19 protein-coding genes and 1 pseudogene are annotated in these 23,062 nt (G+C 69.5%); 8 read left to right on the forward strand and 12 right to left on the reverse strand.

Annotated features, from left to right (window positions below; translation table 11 throughout):
* Positions 1–42: 42 nt before the first annotated feature.
* Together mqnP and SSOG_RS19655 are read right to left on the reverse strand one after the other, a co-directional pair.
* A complete protein-coding gene (mqnP, locus tag SSOG_RS19650; RefSeq protein ID WP_009715994.1) occupies positions 43–948 on the reverse strand; it encodes a menaquinone biosynthesis prenyltransferase MqnP in 906 nt (301 codons plus the stop codon).
* 79 nt (positions 949–1,027) lie between these two features.
* On the reverse strand, positions 1,028–2,479 hold the full coding sequence (locus SSOG_RS19655) for a menaquinone biosynthesis decarboxylase (protein ID WP_039938109.1): 1,452 nt from the start codon (positions 2,477–2,479) through the stop codon (positions 1,028–1,030).
* Positions 2,480–2,569: 90 nt separating this feature from the next.
* On the opposite strand from SSOG_RS19655, the gene SSOG_RS19660 reads away from it, so the two are divergent.
* Positions 2,570–2,986: a PLD nuclease N-terminal domain-containing protein gene (locus SSOG_RS19660; RefSeq protein WP_009715996.1), complete on the forward strand. Its 417-nt coding sequence runs from the start codon at positions 2,570–2,572 to the stop codon at positions 2,984–2,986.
* Between the two features lie 37 nt (positions 2,987–3,023).
* On the opposite strand, the gene ccsB is transcribed toward SSOG_RS19660, so the two are convergent.
* From ccsB to hemL, 7 genes are all read right to left on the reverse strand, one after another.
* Positions 3,024–4,118 carry a c-type cytochrome biogenesis protein CcsB gene (gene ccsB, locus SSOG_RS19665; protein ID WP_009715997.1) on the reverse strand — a complete coding sequence of 365 codons (1,095 nt, stop codon included), beginning with the start codon at positions 4,116–4,118 and terminating at the stop codon, positions 3,024–3,026.
* Positions 4,115–5,887 carry a cytochrome c biogenesis protein ResB gene (resB, locus tag SSOG_RS19670; RefSeq protein WP_009715998.1) on the reverse strand — a complete coding sequence of 591 codons (1,773 nt, stop codon included), beginning with the start codon at positions 5,885–5,887 and terminating at the stop codon, positions 4,115–4,117. The genes ccsB and resB overlap by 4 nt, the downstream gene beginning before the upstream one ends.
* Before the next feature lie 3 nt (positions 5,888–5,890).
* Positions 5,891–6,652 carry a cytochrome c biogenesis CcdA family protein gene (locus SSOG_RS19675; RefSeq protein WP_009715999.1) on the reverse strand — a complete coding sequence of 254 codons (762 nt, stop codon included), beginning with the start codon at positions 6,650–6,652 and terminating at the stop codon, positions 5,891–5,893.
* A gap of 6 nt (positions 6,653–6,658) precedes the next feature.
* Positions 6,659–7,276 (reverse strand): TlpA family protein disulfide reductase, encoded by a 618-nt coding sequence (locus SSOG_RS19680; protein WP_009716000.1) that lies wholly within the window; start codon positions 7,274–7,276, stop codon positions 6,659–6,661.
* A gap of 69 nt (positions 7,277–7,345) precedes the next feature.
* The gene (locus SSOG_RS19685; RefSeq protein WP_039938116.1) at positions 7,346–8,530 is read right to left on the reverse strand and encodes a polysaccharide deacetylase family protein; all 1,185 of its coding nucleotides are present in this window, start codon (positions 8,528–8,530) and stop codon (positions 7,346–7,348) included.
* Between the two features lie 164 nt (positions 8,531–8,694).
* Positions 8,695–9,381, reverse strand: a complete 687-nt coding sequence (locus SSOG_RS19690) for a histidine phosphatase family protein (RefSeq protein WP_208867363.1) — start codon at positions 9,379–9,381, stop codon at positions 8,695–8,697.
* An 8-nt stretch (positions 9,382–9,389) separates the two neighbouring features.
* Positions 9,390–10,706, reverse strand: coding sequence for a glutamate-1-semialdehyde 2,1-aminomutase (hemL, locus tag SSOG_RS19695; RefSeq protein WP_009716003.1), 1,317 nt, complete (start codon positions 10,704–10,706; stop codon positions 9,390–9,392).
* 139 nt (positions 10,707–10,845) lie between these two features.
* On the opposite strand from hemL, the gene SSOG_RS19700 reads away from it, so the two are divergent.
* Complete coding sequence (locus tag SSOG_RS19700) at positions 10,846–11,394, forward strand: hypothetical protein (protein WP_078510346.1); 549 nt, start codon at positions 10,846–10,848, stop codon at positions 11,392–11,394.
* Between the two features lie 24 nt (positions 11,395–11,418).
* Positions 11,419–11,751 carry a YnfA family protein gene (locus SSOG_RS19705; protein WP_009716005.1) on the forward strand — a complete coding sequence of 111 codons (333 nt, stop codon included), beginning with the start codon at positions 11,419–11,421 and terminating at the stop codon, positions 11,749–11,751.
* Here the strand turns inward: SSOG_RS19705 and SSOG_RS54860 are convergent.
* A complete protein-coding gene (locus SSOG_RS54860; RefSeq protein ID WP_009716006.1) occupies positions 11,741–13,426 on the reverse strand; it encodes a hypothetical protein in 1,686 nt (561 codons plus the stop codon). The genes SSOG_RS19705 and SSOG_RS54860 overlap by 11 nt on opposite strands.
* 209 nt (positions 13,427–13,635) lie before the next feature.
* Here SSOG_RS54860 and SSOG_RS19715 point away from each other — a divergent pair, with 209 nt between their 5' ends.
* The gene (locus SSOG_RS19715) at positions 13,636–14,391 is read left to right on the forward strand and encodes an SDR family NAD(P)-dependent oxidoreductase (RefSeq protein WP_009716007.1); all 756 of its coding nucleotides are present in this window, start codon (positions 13,636–13,638) and stop codon (positions 14,389–14,391) included.
* 24 nt (positions 14,392–14,415) lie between these two features.
* Here SSOG_RS19715 and SSOG_RS19720 read toward each other — a convergent pair whose 3' ends face one another.
* Positions 14,416–15,609, reverse strand: a complete 1,194-nt coding sequence (locus tag SSOG_RS19720) for an RtcB family protein (RefSeq protein WP_009716009.1) — start codon at positions 15,607–15,609, stop codon at positions 14,416–14,418.
* 159 nt (positions 15,610–15,768) lie between these two features.
* On the opposite strand from SSOG_RS19720, the gene SSOG_RS19725 reads away from it, so the two are divergent.
* The 3 genes from SSOG_RS19725 to SSOG_RS19735 all read left to right on the forward strand — a co-directional run bounded on the left by SSOG_RS19725 (position 15,769) and on the right by SSOG_RS19735 (position 19,221).
* Positions 15,769–16,737, forward strand: coding sequence for a hypothetical protein (locus tag SSOG_RS19725; RefSeq protein WP_063631578.1), 969 nt, complete (start codon positions 15,769–15,771; stop codon positions 16,735–16,737).
* 123 nt (positions 16,738–16,860) lie between these two features.
* Entirely contained in the window at positions 16,861–17,646 is a 786-nt protein-coding gene (locus SSOG_RS19730) for a hypothetical protein (RefSeq protein WP_039938119.1), read from the forward strand.
* A 111-nt stretch (positions 17,647–17,757) separates the two neighbouring features.
* Entirely contained in the window at positions 17,758–19,221 is a 1,464-nt protein-coding gene (locus SSOG_RS19735; RefSeq protein WP_039941387.1) for a DUF2637 domain-containing protein, read from the forward strand.
* 83 nt (positions 19,222–19,304) lie between these two features.
* Here the strand turns inward: SSOG_RS19735 and lysS are convergent, their stop codons facing one another.
* Complete coding sequence (gene lysS / locus SSOG_RS19740; protein ID WP_009716012.1) at positions 19,305–21,065, reverse strand: lysine--tRNA ligase; 1,761 nt, start codon at positions 21,063–21,065, stop codon at positions 19,305–19,307.
* 178 nt (positions 21,066–21,243) lie between these two features.
* Here lysS and argS point away from each other — a divergent pair.
* A pseudogene (gene argS, locus SSOG_RS19745) lies at positions 21,244–23,032 on the forward strand (arginine--tRNA ligase).
* Positions 23,033–23,062 lie beyond the last annotated feature (30 nt).

Here is a 23,062-nt window from a genome sequence, read left to right on the forward strand (position 1 = left end):
GCCCGTGCGGCGGCTCCACACACCGAGCCTATCCGGCGGCTCTCACGGGCCGAGGCCCCGCACCACCAGGTCGAGCAGAGCGCAGCAGAACAGGGCGATTCCGATGAAGCCGTTCACCGTGAAGAAGGCCCGGTTCAGGCGGGAGAGGTCGTCGGGGCGCACGATCGTGTGCTCGTACGCGAACGCCGCCGCCACGATCACCAGCCCCAGCCAGAAGAAGGCCCCGGCGCCGGTCGCCAGCGCGTACCAGACCAGCAGCAGTGTGGTGATCACATGGCAGACGCGCGCCCCGTGGAGCGCCCCCGCGATGCCGAAGCGCGCCGGTACCGACCGCACCCCGTGCGCCCGGTCGGCGGCCACGTCCTGGCAGGCGTAGATCAGGTCGAACCCGCCGATCCAGATGCCGATCGCGAGGCCGAGGATCACCGCGTCCCACGACCACTCCCCGGTGACGCCGATCCAGGCGCCGATCGGGCCCATGGCCTGGGCGAGGCCCAGGATGGCGTGCGGGAAGTCGGTGAACCGCTTGCCGTACGGATAGACCACCATCGGCACGACCGCGACCGGCGCCAGCGCCAGGCAGAGCGGATTGAGCAGCGCGGCGGCACCGAGGAAGACGACCAGCGCGACCAGCGCCCCGGTCCAGGCGGTGCGCACCGAGACCGCGCCGGTGACCAGCTCGCGGGAGGCGGTCCGGGGGTTCCGTGCGTCGATCTCGCGGTCGATGATCCGGTTGGCGGCCATCGCGAAGGTACGCAGGCCCACCATCGCGACCGTGATCAGCAGCAGCTCGATCCAGTGGACGCGCTCGTCCCACAGCAGCATCGCGGTCAGCGCGGCGGTGTACGCGAAGGGCAGCGCGAAGACCGAGTGCTCGATCATCACCAGGCGAAGGAAGGCCTTGGTGCGGCCGGGCTGCGGTACGGCGGCGGCAGCGGCGGAACTCACAGCCCGTACTCCGGTTCACCCCCGCGGTGGCGGGGAGAGCCCGCCACCGCGCTGCCTTCTTCCATCATTACCTCGGACCTCACAGCCCGTACTCCTTCCAGCGTCGGGTCACCCGATCGGCTACCTCCGGATCGGACTCGACCATGTGCGGCCAGCCGCCGTCGCGGGTGTAGCCCTCCTCGGGCCACTTGGCGGTGGCGTCGATGCCCGCCTTGCCGCCCCAGAACTGCTGGTACGAGGCGTGGTCCAGATGGTCGACGGGGCCCTCGACCACGCTCAGATCGCGGGCGTAGTCGGTGTTCCCCAGCGCGCGCCAGGACACCTCGTGCAGATCGTGTACGTCACAGTCGGCGTCGACCACGACGATCAGCTTGGTCAGCGACATCATGTGGGCACCCCAGATGGCGTGCATGACCTTCTGCGCGTGCTTGGGGTACTTCTTGTCGATCGAGACGATCGCACAGTTGTGGAAGCCGCCCGACTCGGGGAGGTGGTAGTCCACGATGTCCGGGATGATGATCTTGAGGAGCGGGAGGAAGAACCGCTCTGTGGCCCGCCCCAGCGGCCCGTCCTCGGTCGGCGGACGGCCCACCACGATCGACTGGAGCAGCGGACGGGACCGCATCGTCACACAGTCGATGGTCAGCGCCGGGAACGGCTCCTGCGGTGTGTAGAAGCCGGTGTGGTCGCCGAACGGGCCCTCCGGCAGCATCTCCCCGGGCTCCAGCCAGCCCTCGATGACGACCTCGGCGGCGGCCGGGACCTGGAGCGGCACCGTCTTGCAGTCGACCATCTCGATCCGCCGGCCCTGCACGAACCCCGCGAACAGGTACTCGTCGATGTCACCGGGGAGCGGCGCGGTCGACGCGTACGTCACGGCGGGCGGCGCGCCGAAGGCGATCGCGACCGGCAGCTTCTCCCCGCGCCGGGCCGCGACTTGGTAGTGGTTGCGGCTGTCCTTGTGGATCTGCCAGTGCATCCCGATGGTGCGGCGGTCATGGCGCTGGAGGCGGTAGAGGCCGAGGTTGCGCACCCCGGTCTCCGGATGCTTGGTGTGGGTGAGGCCGAGGTTGAAGAACGAGCCGCCGTCCTCGGGCCAGGTGAACAGCGCCGGGAGCGCGTCGAGATCGACGTCGTCGCCGGTCAGCACCACCTCCTGGACGGGTGCTTCCTTCACCTTCCTCGGCGGTACGTGCGCCATGGAGCCGAGCTTGCCGAACGCCTCGCGCAGCCCGACGAAGCCCTGGGGCAGCTCGGGCTTGATCAGGCCGCCGATCTTCTCGCTGATCTCGTCGTACGAGCGCAGGCCCAGGGCCTTGAGGAGCCGGCGGTCCGTGCCGAACACGTTCATGGCCAGCGGCATCGCCGCGCCCTTGACGTTCTCGAAGAGCAGCGCGGGACCGCCCGCCTTGTTGACGCGGTCCACGATCTCGCCGATCTCCAGATACGGATCGACTTCGGCCTTGACGCGCTTGAGGTCGCCTTCCCTGTCGAGCGCCCGCAGAAAGGAACGAAGATCGTCATAAGCCATGCGTCCCAGTATCCGGTACGCACTACCCTGGTCCCGTAACTGGGGCCCGCCAGGCCGGTCCCCGAACACCACACGCAGGGGGATCGCCTCATGCTCCGGGTGCTGATGATCCTGGTGCCGCTGGCACTCAGCATCTACGCGTTCATCGACTGCATCACCACCGAAGAGCAGGACGTCCGCTATATCCCCAAGCCGCTGTGGGCGATCCTCGTCCTGCTGTTCCCGGTGGTGGGATCGATCTCCTGGCTGCTGGTGGGCCGCAAGCGGGCCACGGCGGCCGAGACCCGGCGCTCATGGGTCGCCCCGGACGACAACCCGGAGTTCCTGAAGTCCCTGGGCGAGCGGCGCGACGGGCCGGAGCGGCCGGAGGACGACGTCGAGCAGCCGCCGAAGGAGCGCGACGAGGAGCTGCTGAAGGACTGGGAGGCGGATCTGCGCCGCCGCGAGGAGGAGCTGCGCCGCAAGGGCGGCGACGGCCCGGAGGACAACACGCCGCCCGCGTCCTGACGGGGCGCGGGCGGCGTGAGCGGCGTGGTGTACCGGGTCAGACTCCGGCGTAGGAGTGCTTGCCGGTGATGAAGATGTTCACGCCGTAGTAGTTGAACAGGTAGCAGGCGAAGGCGATCAGCGCGAGGTACGCGGCCTTGCGGCCCTTCCAGCCCGCGGTGGCCCGGGCGTGCAGGTAGCAGGCGTAGGCGACCCAGGTGATGAACGACCAGACCTCCTTGGGGTCCCAGCCCCAGTAGCGGCCCCAGGCCGCCTCGGCCCAGATCGCGCCCGCGATGATCGTGAAGGTCCACAGCGGGAAGACCGTGGCGTTGATGCGGTACGCGAACTTGTCCAGCGACGCCGCCGACGGCACCCGCGCCAGCACGGACTTGACGGCCTGGCGGTACTGCTTGCCCTCCGGGTTCTCCAGCTGCGCCTCGTAGCGGTCGCGGAAGAGGTAGAGCAGCGTGGAGACGGCCCCCATGTACAGCGAGGCGCCGGAGATGATCGCGCAGCTGACGTGGATCCACAGCCAGTACGAGTGCAGGGCCGGAACCAATTGGTCGCTGTCGGTGTACAAGACAGAGACAGCGAGTCCGAGGTCGAGGAGGACCGTGGTGACCAGGGGCAGACCGATCCAGCGGACGTTCTTCTTCAGCGCGAGCAGCACGAGGTACGTGGCGACCGCGACCATGCCGAACGTCGTGGAGAACTCGTACATGTTGCCCCAGGGCGCGCGCTCCACGGACAGCGCGCGGGTGAGGACACCACCGGCATGAGTGAGGAACGCCAGCACGGTGAGGCCCACCGCGATCCGGCCGTAGACGTCGCCCTGCTCGGTGCCGCCCGCCGCGCCCGGCCCGTCCGGGACGTCGCGGCTGCCCGGTGCGGACCGGGTGATGACCTTCGGGCGCTCCAGCACGGCGGTGCCGCCGCCCTTTTCGGCCGTCCGCACCGTCACCGAGGCCCGGTTGGCGGCCGCGGTCTCGGGGGTGATCGCGGCGGCGGTGCGGCCGACGGCGCTGCGGCTGCCGAAGACCCACTCGGCGATATGGGCGAGGAAGGCGAGGGTGTAGACCGCCATCGCCGTGTAGATCAGCACATTGCTGTAGTGGGCGAGATTCTCGTTGACTGCGGCCGCGAGGTTCACGCGCGCGCTCCTTCTGCGGGATCTGCGGGGTCTACAGGCTCTGCGGTATCGCCGGGCTTCTCGGGATCCGCGGGAGGCGCGTCCGTCTGTAGCCGGACGGCCAGTTCGGCGAGCTCCTCGGGGAGCTTGGCGTATTCGCTGCGGCCGAGTCCGGCCATCTCGACCACGGTCGCGCCGTCGTCGCCCTTCGCCGCCCGGACCCAGACCCGGCGGCGCTGGATGAACAGCGAGCCGACCAGGCCCACCAGGGCCCCCACGGCACCCAGCAGGGCGGTCTGGTCGCCCGGCTTGTGCGAGATCTGGAAGCTGGCCCAGCTCTTGACGCCGTCGAAGGTCAGCGAGCCCTCGCCGTTCGGCAGCTTCATGGTGTCGCCGGGCGCGAGCGCCCGGGCGAACTTGGTCTTCCCGTCGGGCTCCAGGTACTGCTTCATCCGCGACTTGTCGAGCTGGTACACGCTCTGCGGGGTACCGCCGTCGATGCCGAGGCTGCCGTGGTAGGCCGTCAGCACCAGTGCCGGATTGTCCAGCGCCGGGAACTGGGAGAACATGCCCTTGCTGCGCACCCAGGTCGGCAGGAACTGCCCCTGGTACGCGACCTGGTCACGCTTGCCGTTCTTGTCGCGGTAGTCACCGAGCTTGATCACCATGCTCTCGGTGAGGTTGGCCCCGTCGATCGGCAGCCCGACCACCGGCCCCTTGTGCACCACATCGCCCTGGCCGTCCCGGACCGTGACGACCGGCGAGTAGCCGTGGTTCAGCAGGAAGACCTTGTAATTCTGGATCTCCAGCGGCTCGTTGACCTTGATCGACTTCTTGCGGGCGGCCCCGTCCACCCCGTCCCAGTAGGTGACATCGGCGCGGAAGGTGCGCGGCGTGCGCATCTGGGGGCCGCTGCGCTCGTAGGTCGCGTGGAACTTGTCCAGCTGGAAGCTGAAGGGCGCCAGGTCGTCGCTCTGGAACAGCTGCCCCGTCTTGATGTCGTCGTATTGGGTCAGGCTGTTGGAGAAGCCGCCGCCCTCGGTGATCAGGCTGCTGCCCTCGGTCTTCCACAGCTGGCCCGCGGCGAAGGAGACCAGCAGCACGATCAGCGCGGTGTGGAACAGCAGATTGCCGACCTCGCGCAGGTAGCCCTTCTCGGCGGCGACCGCGTTCCCCGTGAGCTGGCTGCGGAAGCGCCTCCGCTTCATGATCCGCTGCGCCGCCTCCAGCACCTTCTCGGGCTCGGCGTCGCTGCGCCACGTGGTGTAGGCGGGCAGCCGGGTGAGCCGGCGCGGGGCGGCCGGCGGGCGGCCGCGCAGCTGGCCCACGAACTGCCAGGTGCGCGGCACGATGCAGCCGATGAGCGAGATGAACAGCAGGATGTAGATCGCCGAGAACCACACCGAGCTGTAGACGTGGAACAGCTGGAGCTTCTCGTAGATCGGGGTGACGGTCGGGTGCTTGTCCTTGAAGTCCTGGACCTTGAGCTGGTCGATGCTCGTCTGCGGGATCAGCGAGCCCGGGATCGAGCCCAGGGAGAGCAGGAAGAGCAGCAGCAGCGCGACCCGCATCGAGGTCAGCTGCCGCCAGAACCACCGGACCCAGCCGAGCGGCCCCAGCGAGGGGACGTTGATCTCCTCGGCGGGGGCGGTGGACAGCTGCGACCCCGCGGCGCCCAGTTCGCGCTCCTCCGCGCCGCCCGCGCCGCTGTCGGCCGCTTCCTCGGCCGTCTTCGCGGCCGCCTGCCCAGCCGCCTTCTCGGCCGCGGAGTCGGTATCGGTGGTGGACATGGATCAGATCCCAACGTTGAAGCTCTGAGCCCAGCTCTGCGTGTCGCTCATGATGGCGTCCCAGACACCCGTGAGCAGCAGCACCCCCAGGGCGATGAGCAGGCCGCCACCGGTCCGCATCACCCACACGTAGTGCTGTTTGACCCAAGTGAAGGCGCCCAGCGCGCGCCGGTAGGCCACCGCGACGACGACGAACGGCAGCCCGAGCCCGACGCAGTACGCGACGGTCAGCAGAGCGCCGCGGCCCGCGCTCCCCTCATTGAACGCCAGCGCCTGGACGGCGGTGAGGGTGGGCCCCAGGCACGGCGTCCAGCCGACGCCGAACAAGGCACCCAGCACCGGCGCGCCCGCCAGCCCCATCGTGGGCGAGATATGGAAGCGGAACTCCCGCTGTCCGAAGCCCTTCAGCAGCCCCATGAAGGCCAGGCCCATCAGGATCGTGACGGCCCCGAGGATCTTGGAGATGGTCTCCTTGTGCTCCTGGAGCGTCCAGCCGAAGTGGCCGAACAGCGCGCCGCCGGAGACGAAGACGGCGGTGAAGCCGAGTACGAAGAGCGAGGCGCCCGCGACCATCCGGCCGCGCCTGGCCTCCGCCAGATCCGTACCGGTGATCCCGGTGACGTACGACATGTAGCCCGGCACCAGGGGAAGCACACAGGGGGAGAAGAAGGAGACCAGTCCGCCGAGGACGGCGATCGGCAGGGCCAGCAGCAGCGCCCCGGTCAGCACGGTCTCGTTCGCACCGGTGGCGGCGAGCGTAGTCACAAGAGGTCACTTCTCCGCGATGAGCGGGTTGAGCATCTTGCGCACGCTGTCCTCGCTGAGCGGGGTGAGGGCGCGGGCCGCGATCTTGCCGTTCCGGTCGAGCACGATGGTCGACGGGATGGCCTGCGGGTTGAGGCTGCCCTTGGGGAAGCGCAGCATCAGCTTGCCGATCGGGTCGTACAGGCTCGGGTAGTCGACCTTGAACGCCTTCTCGAACCTGAGCGCGGGGGCTCGGTTGCTGTCCCGGGTGTTGATCCCGATGAACTGGACACCCTTGGCCTTGGTGTCCTTGGCGACCTTGGCGAGGTTCGGGGCCTCGGCCCGGCAGGGCGCGCACCAGGAACCCCAGACGTTCAGGACGACGATCTTGCCCTTGTAGTCGGCCACGTCGAGCGGCTTGTCCTCGAGGGTCTTGCCGGACAGCTGGGGAGCGTCCTGGCGGTCCCCCTTGGGCACGGTGTCGACGCCGCCCTTGCCCTGCACGAACTTGGTATCGGCGGATCCGCCCGAGGTGCCGCCGCTACCGCAGGCGGAGAGGGACAGCGCGGCAACCGCGGCCCCGGTGGCCAGCACGGTTGCGCGACGGCAGGTCGCGAGGCGCCGAGGGGCGCGGCAGGCACTCATGTGAAAAGTTTCGCATGGCCCTTTTGCGGATCTTCGCCACCCCCCTCGGCCCCCTGCGGAGCGAGACGATCAGCTACTGCCGGCGGTCCACGCCTGGCCCACCCCGAGCCCCCGCAGATCCGCGAGCACCTCCGGGTCCTGCGCGTCCAGCCAGTCCGTGAGCTGTTTGAAGGACACCAGCCGCACGTCCTTGTTCTTCTCGTCGGCCATGTGCTTGAGCGCTTCCTCGACGGCGTCCATATAGATGCCGCCGTTCCACTGCTCGAAGTGGTTGCCGATGAAGAACGGGGCGCGATTGGTCTCGTACGCCCGCTGGAAACCGGCGATGTACGCGTCGGTGGCCTGCTTGCGCCAGCCCGGGTAGTTGGCGGGCGGCGCTTTCGTGGAATTCTGCGACTGGTTCGCCAGGACGTTGTAATCCATCGAGAGCACCTCGAAGGAATGGCCGGGGAAGGGAATCTGCTGGAGCGGATAGTCCCACAGCCCCATCTTCTTCGACGGCCACACCTGACGGCCGCCGGGCGAACTGGCGTCATAGCGCCAACCGAGCTTACGGGCGGTCGGCAGCAGATTCTGCTGTCCCAGCAGACAGGGAGTGCGCCCGCCGATCAGTTCCTCACGGTAATCGAAGGGCAGCGGATCGACATCCTTGAATCCGGTGTTCGTACGCCACTGCGTCACGAACGACACGGCCTGCTCGACCTCCGACTCCCACTGGGCGGACGTCCAGTTGGCGACGGTGCCGCGGCCGGAGCAGAAGTGGCCGTTGAAGTGGGTGCCTATCTCATGGCCCTCCAGCCAGGCCAGACGCACGTTCTCCAGTGTCGCCTTGATGTGGTCGTCGGTGAGATAGCCGATGTCGGAGGCGCCCACCGGGTTGTTCGGCGGCTTGTACAGCGACTTTTTCGATTCGGGGAGGCAGTAGAGCCCGGAGAGGAAGAACGTCATGGTCGCGCCGTGGTCCTCGGCGAGCTTACGGAAACGCGGGAAGAGGCCGTTGCCGACCTCTCCCGCACCGTCCCAGGAGAAGACCACGAACTGCGGCGGCTTCTGCCCCCGCTCAAGACGCTCCGGCTTGGGATCCTTCGGCCGGTTCACCCCACGGGAAGTTGAACCATCACCGATCGGCTTTGCCTGCGCCGTCCTCTTCGGCGCCGCCTTGTCCGACCCCGATGACGAACAGCCGACAGCGGTCAGTGACGCGACCGCTCCCATACCAAGACCGAGGATCCCCCTCCGGCTGACCTCACGCATAGCGTCCTCAATTCGCACTCGCCGTACTGGTTGTCCGGGCCACGGACGACCTTTGAGATGGCGAGACGAATAGCGGGGTTCCGAACGGACGCGGTCAATTACAGTCCCGGCACATTTCCCCGGGAACGATGACGCAATGCGATGAGACGCCTACAGCGCGCTGGTTATGCGCCGAACCCCTTGGAGGCCCCCTTCACCGGCTTGGCACCCGCGAGGAGATGCGCGGGGACGAGATCGCGCGCCGGTTCGCTGTAGCCGATCGACACGATCTTGTCGCCGCGGTAGGTGAAGGTGGTGAGGCTGGCCAGGGTGCACTGCCGCTTGCGCGGGTCGTGCCACAGCCGCCGCCGCTCCGCGAAGCTGCGCACGATCCAGATCGGCAGCTGATGGCTGACGCAGACCGCCTCGTGCCCGCGGGCGGCGTCGCGCGCCGCGCCCAGCGCCCCCATCATCCGCACCACCTGGTCGATGTACGGCTCGCCCCAGGAAGGGCGGAAGGGGTTGGTGAGATGACGCCAGTTGGCCGGCCTGCGCAGCGCGCCGTCGCCCACCCCGAAGGTCTTCCCCTCGAAGGCGTTCGCCGCCTCGATCAGCCGCTCGTCGACGGCCACGTCCAGACCGTGCGCCTTGCCGATCGGCACGGCCGTCTCCTGGGCCCGCTCCAGCGGGGAGGCCACGACATGGGTGATGTCGCGCTCAGCGAGGTGCTCGGCGACCCGGTCGGCCATGCGGCGGCCCAGCTCGGACAGGTGGTAGCCGGGCAGGCGCCCGTACAGGACGCCCTCCGGGTTCTCCACCTCGCCGTGGCGCATCACATGGACGACGGTGATGTCGTTCTCGCTCTGTGTCATGTCACCCATCATTCAGTCGCCTCGGCGGCGGCCCGCGCCGCCCCCGGCAGAGCCTCCGCCACCCGCTCCAGCGCCCGCTCGTCATGGGCCGTCGACAGGAACCACGACTCGAAGGCCGACGGCGGCAGATAGACGCCCTGGGACAGCATCGAGTGGAAGAAGGGGGTGAAGCGGAACGCCTGCTGCGCCTTCGCCTTGGCGTAGTCCGTGACGTCCTCGTCGGTGAAGAAGACCGTGAACATGCTGCCCGCGTTCTGCACGCGGTGCGCGACGCCCGCCTTGGCCAGCTCCTCGGTCACCAGCGCCCGCAGCTGCGCGGAGGCCGTGTCGACCTTGTCGTACGCCGCGTCGTCCAGCAGCCGCAGCTGCGCCACCCCGGCCGCCGTCGCGATCGGGTTCCCGGACAGCGTGCCCGCCTGGTAGACCGGGCCGGCCGGGGCGAGCTGCGCCATCACATCGGCGCGGCCGCCGAAGGCCGCGGCCGGGAAGCCACCGCCCATGACCTTGCCGAAGGTCATCAGATCGGGTACGACCCCGTCGAGCCCGAACCAGCCGGACCTGGAAACCCGGAAGCCTGTCATGACCTCGTCGGAGATGAAGAGCGCGCCATTGTCGGCGCACAGCTCCTTCAGGCCCGCGTTGAACCCGGGCAGCGGCGGCACCACGCCCATGTTGCCCGGCGAGGCCTCGGTGATCACACAGGCGATCTCGCCCGGGTGCGCGGCGAACGCCGCCCGCACGGCCTCCAGGTCGTTGTAGGGCAGCACGACGGTCTCCCCCGCCTGCGCGCCCGTCACACCGGGGGTGTCCGGCAACCCGAAGGTCGCCACCCCGGACCCGGCCGCGGCCAGCAGGGCGTCCACATGGCCGTGGTAACAACCCGCGAACTTGATCACCTTGGGGCGGCCGGTGAACCCGCGGGCCAGCCGGATCGCCGACATCGTGGCCTCGGTGCCGGACGACACCAGGCGCACCTGCTCGACGGGGCCGACGCGGGCCACGATCTCCTCGGCGAGTTCGACCTCGCCCTCGCCCGGCGTGCCGAACGACGTACCACGGGCGACGGCGGCCTGCACGGCGCCGATCACCTCGGGGTGCGAATGGCCGAGGATCATCGGTCCCCACGAACACACGAGGTCGACGTACTCGCGTCCGTCGGCATCGGTGAGGTACGGACCGTCACCGGACACCATAAAGCGGGGCGTACCTCCGACGGCGCGGAAAGCCCGAACCGGAGAGTTCACGCCGCCGGGCGTCACGACGGCCGCGCGATCGAAAAGCGTCTGCGAAACTGGGGCTGCGTACGGATAGCTCACGCACGCCATGTTGTCAGAGGGTGACGGAGTCCTGCCGCCGGGCGTTTCACAACGCCGATGCGGGGGAGGTCTCAGTCATATTGATCAGTTTGATCAGGTCGCAATGATCGGGTTGCGCGGCGGTGGCTGCGAGTGGTCGGGTGGAGATATGCATCGCGGTGGCGAACTGGGTGAAGGGACTGACGATCGAGGCCCCGAGCGTGCCCGCCCCGGACGCCATCGGCGAGAAGACGCGGGCAGGGCAAGCAGGAGCGGGGGCCGCATGGGGGTGACCTACAAGTACTTCGGCGCGCCCGACGGGGCCACCGCCGCACGGGTCCCCATCTCCATGCGCCCCGAGGAGCTCGGCGGCGACGAGCTGGGCCACGGCATGTTCACCAAGATCAAGCCGGAGACGGTGGCCGCGATGGTCCTCACCGGCATCGAGGGCGTGCCGCTGCACAAAGTGCCCCCGCTCGAACTCGTCGTCCTGCACCCGGACTACGCCGTCGTCAAGCTGCCGATGACCGCCGTCGACCCGCTGCGCGGCGTCGGCGAGGAGGCGGTGGGCGCCGCGGCCTTCATCTGGTCCACGGTCCCGGACCGCGGCGGTCCGCGCGACGCCTTCCTGGTCTACCAACTGCTCCACGAGTGGCAGGACTTCAGCCACCGCCTGCATGAGGCCGGCCACCAGCCGTACTGCCTGGTCTGGCCCTGACCAGTGCTGTTCTAGCCTTCCCCCATGCTCATCGCACGCTCCGTCAGCCTGTTCGTCCTGGCCGCCCTCCTGGAAATCGGAGGCGCCTGGCTGGTCTGGCAGGGTGTGCGCGAGCACAGGGGATGGGCTTGGATCGGCGCCGGGATCGTCGCTCTCGGCGCCTACGGTTTCGTTGCCACGCTCCAGCCGGACGCGAACTTCGGCCGCATCCTCGCGGCGTACGGCGGCGTCTTCGTCGCCGGATCACTCGCCTGGGGCATGGTCGCCGACGACTACCGGCCCGACCGCTTCGATGTCATCGGTGCGTTGATCTGTCTGGCCGGAGTCGCCGTGATCATGTACGCGCCTAGAAGGTGAGCGGGCGGCCGTGGTGAGCGTGGTCGCCGTTGTCCTCCTCCTGGGTTGAGCTGAGGACGCAGCCGGTGTCCGGGTCGATCAGCACGCGGGTGATGGTGTCGTCGCACTCGACGTCCACGGCCCACACCTGGTGCTTCTCGCCGTTCTTGTGCTGCGGGTCGTGCTGCTTGTGGTCGTCCCGCTGCTTGTCGCCGTGGCGCTGCGGGTCACGGTGCTGCTGGTCCTTGCGGTGGTCGTCCTTGCGGTGATCGCCCTTACGGTGGTCGTCCTTGCGGTGGTCGTCCTTGCGCGGGTCATCCTTGCGGTGGTCGTCGTGACGGGGGTCGTCCTCGGGGCAGTCGTCCACCAGCTCGGCGCTGACGGCCTGGCCGCCGACCTCGCACTCGGCGATCTCCACGGCCTGCTGAAGGGTCACCGGCCCGCTCTGCGCGGCGTCGGTGGTGGCCGTCTCGTGGTTCTGGTGGGCGTGGGGGTCCTTGCGGGTGTGGTCGTCCTTGCGGGCGTGGTCGTCGTGGCGGGCGTGGTCGTCGTGGCGAGCGTGGTCGTCGTGGCGAGCGTGGTCGTCGTGGCGAGCGTGGTCGTCCTTACGGGCGTGGTCGTCCTGGTGGTCGCCGTGGGCCGACGGGGCGCCGAAACGGTCCTGCGGCGTGGCGACGGGCTCCTGGACCACCTCGGGCTGCGCCACCGCGGCCTGGGCCGGCTCGGCGTACTGGGCCATGCCGCGCTGCTGGTAGCCGTGGCCTTGCGGGGCGCTGGTCTCGCGCTGCCAGCGGGTCGGGCGCTCCGGCCGCTCCATCCGACCGTTCGGCCGAGCGTTCTGGCCCTCGGCGGCGGCCTGCCCGCTGGCGGCTTGGCCGTTGGTGGCCTGACCGTTGCCGTTCTGGCCCTTGCCGTACCAGCCGCTGCCGGACTGCCCGTTGCCCGCTTGGCCGTTGGCAGCCTGACCGTTGGTGGCCTGACCGTTGGTGGCCTGACCGTTGGTGGCCTGACCGTTGGTGGCCTGGCCATTGCCGTTCTGGCCCTTGCCGTACCAGCCGCTGCCCGACTGGCCGTTGGCGGATTGGCCGTTGCCGTACTTGCCGCTCTCGTGGCGACCGTCGTCGTGCTTGCCGTTCTCGTGACGACCGTCCTCGTGGCGACCGTCGTCGTGGCGGCCATCCTCGTGACGCCCGTCCTCGTGGCGACCGTCGTCGTGGCGGCCGTCGTCGTGGCGACCGTTCTCGTGGCGACCGTCGTCGTGGCGGCCGTCCTCGTGGCGGCCATCGTCGTGGCGACCGTTCTCGTGGCGGCCATCGTCGTGGCGCCCGTCCTCGTGGCGACCGTCCTCGTGGCGACCGTCCTCGTGGCGGCCATCGTCGTGGCGGCCATCGTCGTGCTTGCCGTTCTCGTGGCGCCCGTTGTCGTGGTGGCCGTTCTCGTGCTTGCCGTTGTCGTGCTTCTGCTTACCGTTGTCGTGCTGGCGGCCATCCCCATGGTTGCGGTCGCCGTGCCGCTCCTGGTCCTGGGGGCATGCGGAGGCAGACGTCGAGTGCGAGCCCGGCGTGGTGCCCGCGGCCCACGCGACCGACGGCGCACCGGCCACCAGAGCCGCCGCCGCGAGGGCACCGGCGGAGGCGACTCCCCAGCGACGGAAGGACTGACGGGACCGGTACAGCATTCTGTTCTGATGGGTCATGACCTGAATTCACTCCTTGGGGCATGCGAGAGTCCGAGACCGGCGGCGCGCCGGACGCAGTGCACCCTTCCCCGGGGCCATGAGCGGATAGCGGTTTCCGATCTTCAGTCCCCCGATCGGCCGCAGATCAGAAGGTCATATCCTGCGTATGGATCACGGTGCGATTTTCCTACCGCACTCACGCACGCCACATCGCCACAGGAGGGTCGATGACCACCCGTACCGCAGTCATCACCGGTGCCAGCAGTGGGATCGGGGCGGCCACCGCCCGCAGGCTCGCCGAGGCCGGATTTCGCGTCGTCCTGGCCGCGCGCCGCAAGGAGCGGATCGAGGCGCTGGCCGCGGAGCTGACGGAGGCGGGGCACGAGGCCGTGCCGTACGTCCTGGACGTCACCGACCGGGACGCCGTGGCCACCTTCGCCGATCACTTCGACCGCTGCGACGTCCTGGTCAACAACGCGGGCGGGGCCATCGGAGCCGAGACCGTCGGGGCCTCCGACCCGGCCGACTGGCGGGCGATGTACGAGGTCAACGTGATGGGCGTGCTCCATGTGACACAGGCCCTGCTGCCCGCCCTCGTCGCCTCCGGCGACGGCACGATCGTGGTGCTGTCCTCCACGGCGGGCCACATCCAGTACGAGGGCGGCGGCGGTTACGCGGCCGCCAAGCACGGCGCGCACGCGATCGCGGGCACGCTGCGGCTGGAGCTGTGCGGCGAACCGGTGCGGGTGATCGAGATCGCGCCGGGCATGGTCATGACGGACGAGTTCGCGGTGAACCGGTTCCGCGGGGACGAGGACAAGGCCGCCGCCGTGTACGAGGGCGTGGCCGAGCCGCTGACCGCCGACGATGTCGCCGACACCGTCGCCTGGACGGTCACCCGGCCCTCCCACGTCAACGTCGACCTGATGGTGATCCGCCCCCGCGCCCAGGCCGCCCAGCACAAGGTCCACCGCGAGCGCTGAGCGGCCGGGGGCACGGGAGGAGCGTCAGCCCTTGACGCAGACGATCTGCTTGAGCCGGGCCACCACCTCGACGAGGTCCCGCTGCTGGTCGATGACCTTCTCGATCGGCTTGTAGGCCCCCGGGATCTCGTCCACGACGCCGGAGTCCTTACGGCACTCCACACCCCGCGTCTGCTCCTCCAGGTCCTGCGTCGAGAAACGCTTCTTCGCCGCGTTCCGGCTCATCTTCCGGCCGGCGCCGTGCGAGGCCGAGTTGAAGGACGCCTCGTTCCCCAGGCCCCGGACGATGTACGAACCGGTGCCCATCGAACCGGGGATGATCCCGTAGTCCCCGTGGCCCGCGCGGATGGCGCCCTTCCGGGTCACCAGCAGGTCCATGTCCTCGTACCGCTCCTCGGCCACGTAGTTGTGGTGGCAGGAGATGACCGGCTCGAAGACCGGCCGCGCCTTCACGAACTCCTTGCGCACGACTTCCTGGAAGAGCGACATCATGATCGCGCGGTTGTACTTCGCGTACTCCTGCGCCCAGAACAGATCGTGCCGGTAGGCGGCCATCTGCGGGGTGTCCGCGATGAAGACGGCCAGATCGCGGTCGATCAGACCCTGGTTGTGCGGCAGTCCGCGGGCCTGGCCGATGTGGTACTCGGCCAGCTCCTTGCCGATGTTCCGGGAACCGGAGTGCAGCATCAGCCAGACCGAACCCTCGTCATCGAGACAGAATTCGATGAAGTGGTTGCCCGATCCGAGCGACCCCATCTGCTTCACGGCCCGCTCCTGACGGAACTTGACCGCCTCGGCCACTCCCCCGAACCGCCCCCAGAAGTCGTCCCACCCGGTGGTCCGGAACCCGTGCAGCCGCCCCGGGTCGACCGGGTTGTCGTGCATCCCCCGGCCCACCGGAATCGCCTGCTCGATCTTGGACCGCAGCCGCGACAGATCGCCCGGCAGATCATCCGCGGTGAGCGACGACTTGACCGCCGACATCCCGCAGCCGATGTCCACGCCGACCGCCGCCGGGCACACGGCCCCCTGCATCGCGATCACCGAACCGACGGTGGCGCCCTTTCCGTAGTGCACGTCCGGCATCACGGCCAGGCCCTTGATCCACGGCAGCGTCGCCACGTTCCGCAGCTGCTGCATGGCCCCGCCCTCGACCGTCGCGGGGTCCGCCCACATCCGGATGGGGACCTTCGCCCCGGGCACCTCGACATACGACATGTTTTACTCATTCCCCCGCTAAAGACTGAAAACGCAAAAACCGGGCCCATAGCCCATTCACGACGACCGACCGGCAGACGCGGCGGCCCGTGCGGTACACATTGTCTCCAGCCATCGCCTACGGGCGGCAAGCAGTTTTCGCTCGAAGGGACACGGATAGTGCAGCCAGCGCAGCGAACGGCCCGTGGACGGCGCGCCACCCCGGCCGCCTCCCTGCTCATCGCCGTGCTCGCCGCCGCGGGACTCAGCGGATGCACCGGCTCCGACTCGAAGCCGGGTGCGGACGACAGCTCCTCCGACGACTCCGGCGCGGCGGTCTCGGCCGAGCCGGGCCGCTACAACACCCTCCCCGAGGCGTGCGGCGCCGTGAGCCCCAAGACCCTGCACCGGCTGCTGCCCGGCGGCACCGAGGACGACAAGGCATACGACGGCCAGGCGACCGTGACGTACGACATAGACCGGCGCGACGGCTGCCGCTGGAAGGTCGCGACACCGAGCGGCACCCGCTATCTGACGCTGGACTTCGAGCGCGTCGTCTCGTACGACCCGTCCGTGAGCGACGACGACCGGGCGCAGGAGCTGTACGAGAAGAAGGCGGTCGCCGCGGACATTCCGGACGCCCCGCCCTCGTCCTCCCCCGGCGCCTCCGACGATGACGAGGACGAGGACCAGCCGGGCGGCGACGACGCTTCCGCCTCCTCGTCAGCCGAGCCAGGGTCGAGCGGGTCGAGCGAATCGGGCGGCAAGGGCGGCGCGAGCCCGGAGAGCAGCGAGAGCGGCGCCGGGAGTGAGAAGGGCAACACCGGCGAGAACGGCGGCACGGGCACCCCGAGCGCGGGCGACGATGAGGGCACCGCAAGCGACGGGGAGACGCCGGAGAACCCGGACTCCACCGCCCCGCGCCGCCTCGACGACCTCGCGGACGACGCGTTCCTCAATGACCAGCTGATCACCAAGGACTCCGGAATCCACCGCGACATCACGGTCGTTTTCCGGTCGTCGAATGTGATTGCCACCATTGAGTACGACGAGTGGTCGACCAACAAAAAGGACATTCCCGAAAGCGAAGAACTCCAGGGGAACGCCGAAGACTTGGCCCAGGAGCTGACCGGGCGTCTCACCGAATAGCGGGCCGGGCCGCCCCCGGGCGGGAGACCTCGGGGATTGGGCCGCCCGCGATCGGCCGCGTACCGTGCCGGTAATGACGCGGGCGGTACCACCGCCCATCGACAGAGATTGAGCGAAGGAACCATGCACCGTTCAGCCCCGCGACTCGCCCGAATACTCGCCTGCGCGACCGTGCCGGTCATGCTCGTCGCCGGCTGCTCCTCCGGCTCCGACGACAAAAAGGACGCCGAGAGTTCATCGAGACCCTCCTCACCCAGTGCGTCGCCGTCCGTCGCGGCGGCAAAGTTCAGCAAGCTCCCCGATGTGTGCTCGGCCCTGTCGGGCAAGACCATCGAGGAGCTGGTGCCCAAGGCGAAGACCAAGAAGGGCAAGGCCCTTCCCTCGGGTGACACCAACACCTCCGCCACCTGCCTGTGGAACGGCCTCGACGGCTTCAAGTACCGCTCGCTGTCCCTCTCCATGAAGCTCTTCGACTCCGACGCCGGGCTCGGCACGGGCGACAAGCGCGCCCAGGACTACGCCACCCAGCAGGCGAGCAAGGCATCCTCCGCGAAGGGGGTGAAGAACCCCAAGACCGAGAAGACGGCCATCGGTGACGCGGCGACCACCGTCCGTAGCGAGGCGAAGAAGGACGGCGACGAGTACCGGAACCAGACGGTCGTCGCCCGCACCGCCAACGTCGTCGTGACCATCGAGTACACCGGTGCGGGGTACGAGACCGAGAAGGCGCCGGACGCCAAGAAGCTGATGGACGACGCCAAGGCCGCGGCCAAGGAGGTCGTCGAATCCGTCGAGAAGGGCGGCGACGGCGCTGGTGGCGGCAAGGGTTCCCCGAGTTCCGGCGGCTCCGAGTCCGCCGGCAAGTCCAAGGATTCGAAGGACTCGAAGGACTCCACAGGCGGCGCCTAGCCGTCGCCGCCGCACCCTTCCCGTCCGTGGCGATTGACGTGTATGCGACCCTGGGCGCGCTGCATGCCAAGGCTTATCGCCAAGGACGGGGAGGGATCGCGGGTGGCCGCGATGCAACTGACAAGAACGCATCGAATACTCATCGGCGTGGTCGTCGCCGGGGCGGTGGTGATCGCCGCGATCGGCTTCGCGGGGTCCTACTCCGCGGTCCGCGACCTCGCCGAGAAGAAGGGCTTCGGGGCCTTCGCCAACGTCTTCCCCATCGGGATCGACGCCGGGATCTGCGTCCTGCTGGCCCTGGATCTGCTGCTGACCTGGATCCGCATCCCCTTCCCGCTGTTGCGCCAGACCGCGTGGATGCTCACCGCGGCGACCATCGCCTTCAACGGCGCCGCCGCCTGGCCGGACCCGATCGGCGTCGGCATGCACGGCGTCATCCCGGTGCTCTTCGTGGTCTCCGTCGAGGCCGCCCGGCACGCGATCGGCCGGATCGCCGACATCACCGCCGACCGGCACATGGAGTCGGTCCGCATCGTCCGCTGGCTGCTGGCGCCGATCCCGACCTTCCGGCTGTGGCGCCGGATGAAGCTGTGGGAGCTGCGCAGCTACGACGAGGTCATCCAGCTGGAACAGGACCGGCTGGTCTACCAGACCCGGCTCCAGGCCCGCTACGGGCGGCAGTGGCGCCGTAAGGCCCCGGTGGAGGCGCTGATGCCGCTGCGGCTGGCGCGCTACGGGGTACCGCTGTCGGACACCGCCCCGGCGGGTCTCGAGGCGGCCGGGCTGGAGGCGAGCGCCTTCTCCCCCGCCGCGCTGCCGTCGGGCACCGCGGGGGGCGGGGCCGGGCGGACGGACGCGGCGTACCCGGGAGTGCAGCCGGGTGCCTACGGAGCGGCCAACGGGCAGCCCGGCGTCTATGGCGCGGCCAACGGGCAGCCGGGCGTCTACGGCGCGGCCAATGGACAGCCCGGCGTCTACGGGGCGGCCGACGGCACCGGCTTCGGCGCCGTCCCCGGGCAGCAGCAGCCGCCGCAACCACAGCAGCCGCAGGAACTGCCGCTCTCGCTGCCGCTGCCGGTGTACCAGCAGCCGACGGGTCAGGACCACGACGGCCGCGGCGCCGTCCCGTTCGACCCCGCCGCCGCCTCCCATCCGGCGCAGCACGAGCAGCCGGGTGAGCCCCAGCAACCGGTGCAGCCCGAGCAGCCGCAGGTCACCGTGCCGGTCGGACCCAACCGGGTCCGCCAGCTCGGCGGCCAGGGCGTGGGGAACGCCCAGGGCGCGTACGTCCCGGAGCAGCGCGGCCAGGAGCCTCAGCCGTACGTCGAGTACGAGCAGCCGGGGGCGCCCGCCGCGGCGGAGATGCCGGACGACGTCCCGCGCGACGAGGTGTTCTACGCGACCTACCGCCAGTACCTCGCCGACAACGGACGCTTCCCCTCCGCGTACCAGTTCGGGCAGCGGCTGCGGGAGGCGTACGGCGTCGCCGACCTCAGCAACGACGAGCTGACCGGCTATGTGAACGACTACAAGGACCGCTACCGCACGGAGATGCAGGCGGAGCACATCCCGTAGAGCGCGGGATCAGGGCCTTGAGAACGTCATGAGCCGGGCGGGCCGCGGGCCCGCCCGGCTCACGCCGTCACCGCCGCCCGGGCTCAGGCCGCGAGCAGCTTGCGCACCCGGTCCGCCCCCACCGCGAGCAGCAGGGTGGGCAGCCGCGGCCCGGTGTCCCGCCCGACCAGCAGCCGGTAGAGCAGCGCGAAGAACGCCCGCTGGGCGACCTTCAGCTCCGGCGTCGGCTTGGCGTCCGCCGACAGCCCCGCCTGGAGCTTCGGCACGCCGTAGACCAGCGTCGTCAGCCCGTCGAGCGACCAGTGCTCGTCCAGCCCGTCGAGCAGCAGCCGCAGCGACTCGCGCTCGGTCTCGCCGAGCGAGGCCAGCAGCTCGGTGTCCGGCTCGTCCCGGACCCGGGTGCGCTGCTCGGCCGGGACCTGGGTGGTGATCCAGCGCTCGGCCCGGTCGAGCCGCGGCCGGGTCTCGTCCAGGGACGTCACCGGGTTCGCCGGGTCCAGCTCGCCCAGGATGCGCAGCGTCTGCTCGTCGTGCCCGGTGGTGATGTCCACCACGGAGGCGAGCATCCGGTACGGCAGCGGGCGCGGGGTGCGGGGCAGCTCACCGCCGGCCGTGCGGGTCGCACGGCTGTACGCGGCGGCGTCCGCGGGCTGCGCCGAACCGTCGTTGATCTTGCGCTCCAGGGCGTCCCACTCGTCGTAGGTGCGCTGGATCTCCTGGTCGAAGGCGATCTTGAAGGACTGGTTCGGCCGACGGCGCGCGTACAGCCAGCGCAGCAGCGGCGCCTCCATGATCTCCAGCGCGTCGGCCGGGGTGGGCACGCCGCCCTTGGAGGAGGACATCTTGGCCATGCCGCTGATGCCCACGAACGCGTACATCGGGCCGATCGGCTGGTCGCCGCCGAAGACCTCGCGCACGATCTGCCCGCCCACCACGAACGAGGAGCCGGGCGAGGAGTGGTCGACGCCGGACGGCTCGAAGACGACACCCTCGTACGCCCAGCGCATCGGCCAGTCGACCTTCCAGACCAGCTTGCCGCGGTTGTGCTCACTGAGCAGCACGGTCTCGCCGTGGCCGCAGGCGCAGGTGTAGGTCAGCTCGGTGGTCTTGTCGTCGTACGAGGTCACGGTCGTCAGATCGCGCTCGCAGACCGAGCAGTACGGCTTGTACGGGTAGTACCCGGCGCCGCCCGCGCTGCCGTCGTCCTCGGCGGCCGCGCCCGAGCCCTCGGCGGCCTCCAGCTCGGCCTCGTCGACCGGCTTCTGCTGCTTCTGCTGCTGCTTCTTCGCGTCCTTCGCGCCCGGCTTGTCCTTGGTGCGGTACCGGTCGAGGACGGCGTCGATCTGCTCGCGGTGGTGCATCGCGTGCAGGATCTGCTCGCGGTAGGCGCCCGAGGTGTACTTCTCGGTCTGGCTGATGCCGTGGAACTCGATGCCCATCGCGCTCAGCGCCTCGATCATCGGCGCCTTGAAGTGCTCGGCCCAGTTCGGGTACGAGGAGCCGGGCGGGGCCGGGACGGAGGTCAGCGGCTTGCCGATGTGCTCGGACCAGGACGGATCGATCCCGGCCGGGACCTTCCGGTACCGGTCGTAGTCGTCCCAGGACACGATGTGGACGCAGTCGTACCCACGGCGCCGGATCTCGTCGGCGACCAGGTGCGGCGTCATGACCTCGCGCAGATTGCCGAGGTGGATCGGGCCGGACGGGCTGAGGCCCGAGGCGCAGACGATCGGTTTGCCGGGCGCGCGTCGCTCCGCCTCGGCAATGACCTCGTCGGCGAATCGGGAGACCCAGTCGGTCTCGGTGCTCTGAGCCACGGTCGGCACTTCCTTCCTTGCGGTCATGGCACCGACCATTGTCCCAGACGGAGGAGGGGCCTTCGGGGTTGCCCACAGGTTGTCGTCATCCACATCCGGAGTTATCCACAGCTGTCCACAGCCCGGAGAAAGGGTTGGACGGCCCATGAAATACTGGGGTGGCCAGATTGGTAACCCAGCCCTCTATAGGAACGGCACCTCACCCATGGCCTCGGTCCCCTCCCTTGCCGCTTCGGTCCACCAGCGCGTCGCGGACGCCCTCACGGCTGCCCTGCCGGAGGCCGGTTCCGCGGACCCGCTGCTGCGACGAAGCGACAGGGCCGACTTCCAGGCCAACGGGATGCTGGCGCTGGCGAAGCAGCTGAAGGGGAATCCGCGCGAGCTGGCGGGCAAGGTCGTGGAGCGCCTTCCGGTCGCCCCGTCCTCCGCCGACCCCGACTCGGTGATCGCCGACATCGAGGTCTCCGGCCCCGGCTTCCTCAACATCACCGTCGCGGATTCGGCCATCACCGCGACCCTCGCCGCGCGCGCCGCCGACGACCGGCTCGGCGTCCCGTTCGCGGCGGACGCGGGCACGACCGTGATCGACTACGCCCAGCCGAACGTGGCGAAGGAGATGCACGTCGGCCATCTGCGTTCGGCGGTGATCGGCGACGCGGTGGTCAAGATCCTGGAGTTCACCGGCGAGAAGGTGATCCGGCGCCATCACATCGGCGACTGGGGCACCCAGTTCGGCATGCTCATCCAGTACCTGATCGAGCACCCCCACGAGCTGGACCACAAGGACGCCGCCTCCGGCGAAGAGGCGATGTCCAATCTGAACCGGCTCTACAAGGCGGCGCGCGCGCTCTTCGACTCCGACACGGAGTTCAAGGACCGGTCCCGGCGCCGGGTGGTGGACCTCCAGGCCGGGGACGAGGAGACGATCGCCCTGTGGCGGAAGTTCGTGGACGAGTCGAAGATCTACTTCTACTCGGTCTTCGAGAAGCTCGACATCGAGGTCCATGACCCCGACGTGGTCGGCGAGTCCGGTTACAACGACATGCTGGCCGAGACCTGCCGCCTGCTGGAGGAGTCCGGCGTCGCGGTCCGCTCCGAGGGCGCGCTGTGCGTCTTCTTCGACGACGTCAAGGGCCCGGACGGCAACCCGGTGCCGCTGATCGTCCAGAAGTCCGACGGCGGCTTCGGCTACGCGGCCACCGACCTGTCCGCGATCCGCGACCGGGTGCAGAACCTCCAGGCCGACACCCTGCTGTACGTGGTGGACGCCCGGCAGTCGCTGCACTTCAAGATGGTCTTCGAGACCGCCCGCCGCATCGGCTGGCTCAACGAGAAGGTGCACGCCGTCCAGCTCGCCTTCGGCACGGTCCTCGGCAAGGACGGCAAGCCGTTCAAGACCCGTGAGGGCGAGACGGTCCGGCTGGAGGACCTGCTGGACGAGGCGAGCGAGCGGGCCGCGGCCGTGGTCCGGGAGAAGAGCGAGAAGCTCGGCCTCACGGAGGCGGAGATCCTGGAGCGCGGCGGCCAGGTGGGCATCGGCGCGGTGAAGTACGCCGACCTGTCCACCTCCGCCTCCCGCGACTACAAGTTCGACCTCGACCAGATGGTCTCGCTCAACGGCGACACCTCGGTCTACCTCCAGTACGCGTACGCCCGCATCCAGTCGATCCTGCGCCGCGCCGACGAGACGCAGTCCCCGGTTCCCCACCCGGAGTTGCCGCTGGCCCCCGCCTATTGTTTTGCTGGGTCTGCACGTGCACCAGTTCGCGGAGACGCTGGCCGAGGTGTCCGCGTCGTACGAGCCGCACAAGCTGGCCGCGTACCTCTACCAGCTGGCCTCCCACTTCACGACCTTCTACGACCAGTGCCCGGTCCTGAAGGCGGAGGACGGCCCGGCCCAGGTCGAGAACCGGCTCTTCCTGAGCGACCTGACCGCCCGCACGCTGCGGCAGGGGATGTCCCTGCTGGGCATCCGGACGCCCGAGCGCCTCTGAGCGCTCGCGGCCCGTAACAACCGCGCGCGG

The sequence above is a fragment of the Streptomyces himastatinicus ATCC 53653 genome (assembly GCF_000158915.1).
GTDB lineage: Bacteria > Actinomycetota > Actinomycetes > Streptomycetales > Streptomycetaceae > Streptomyces > Streptomyces himastatinicus.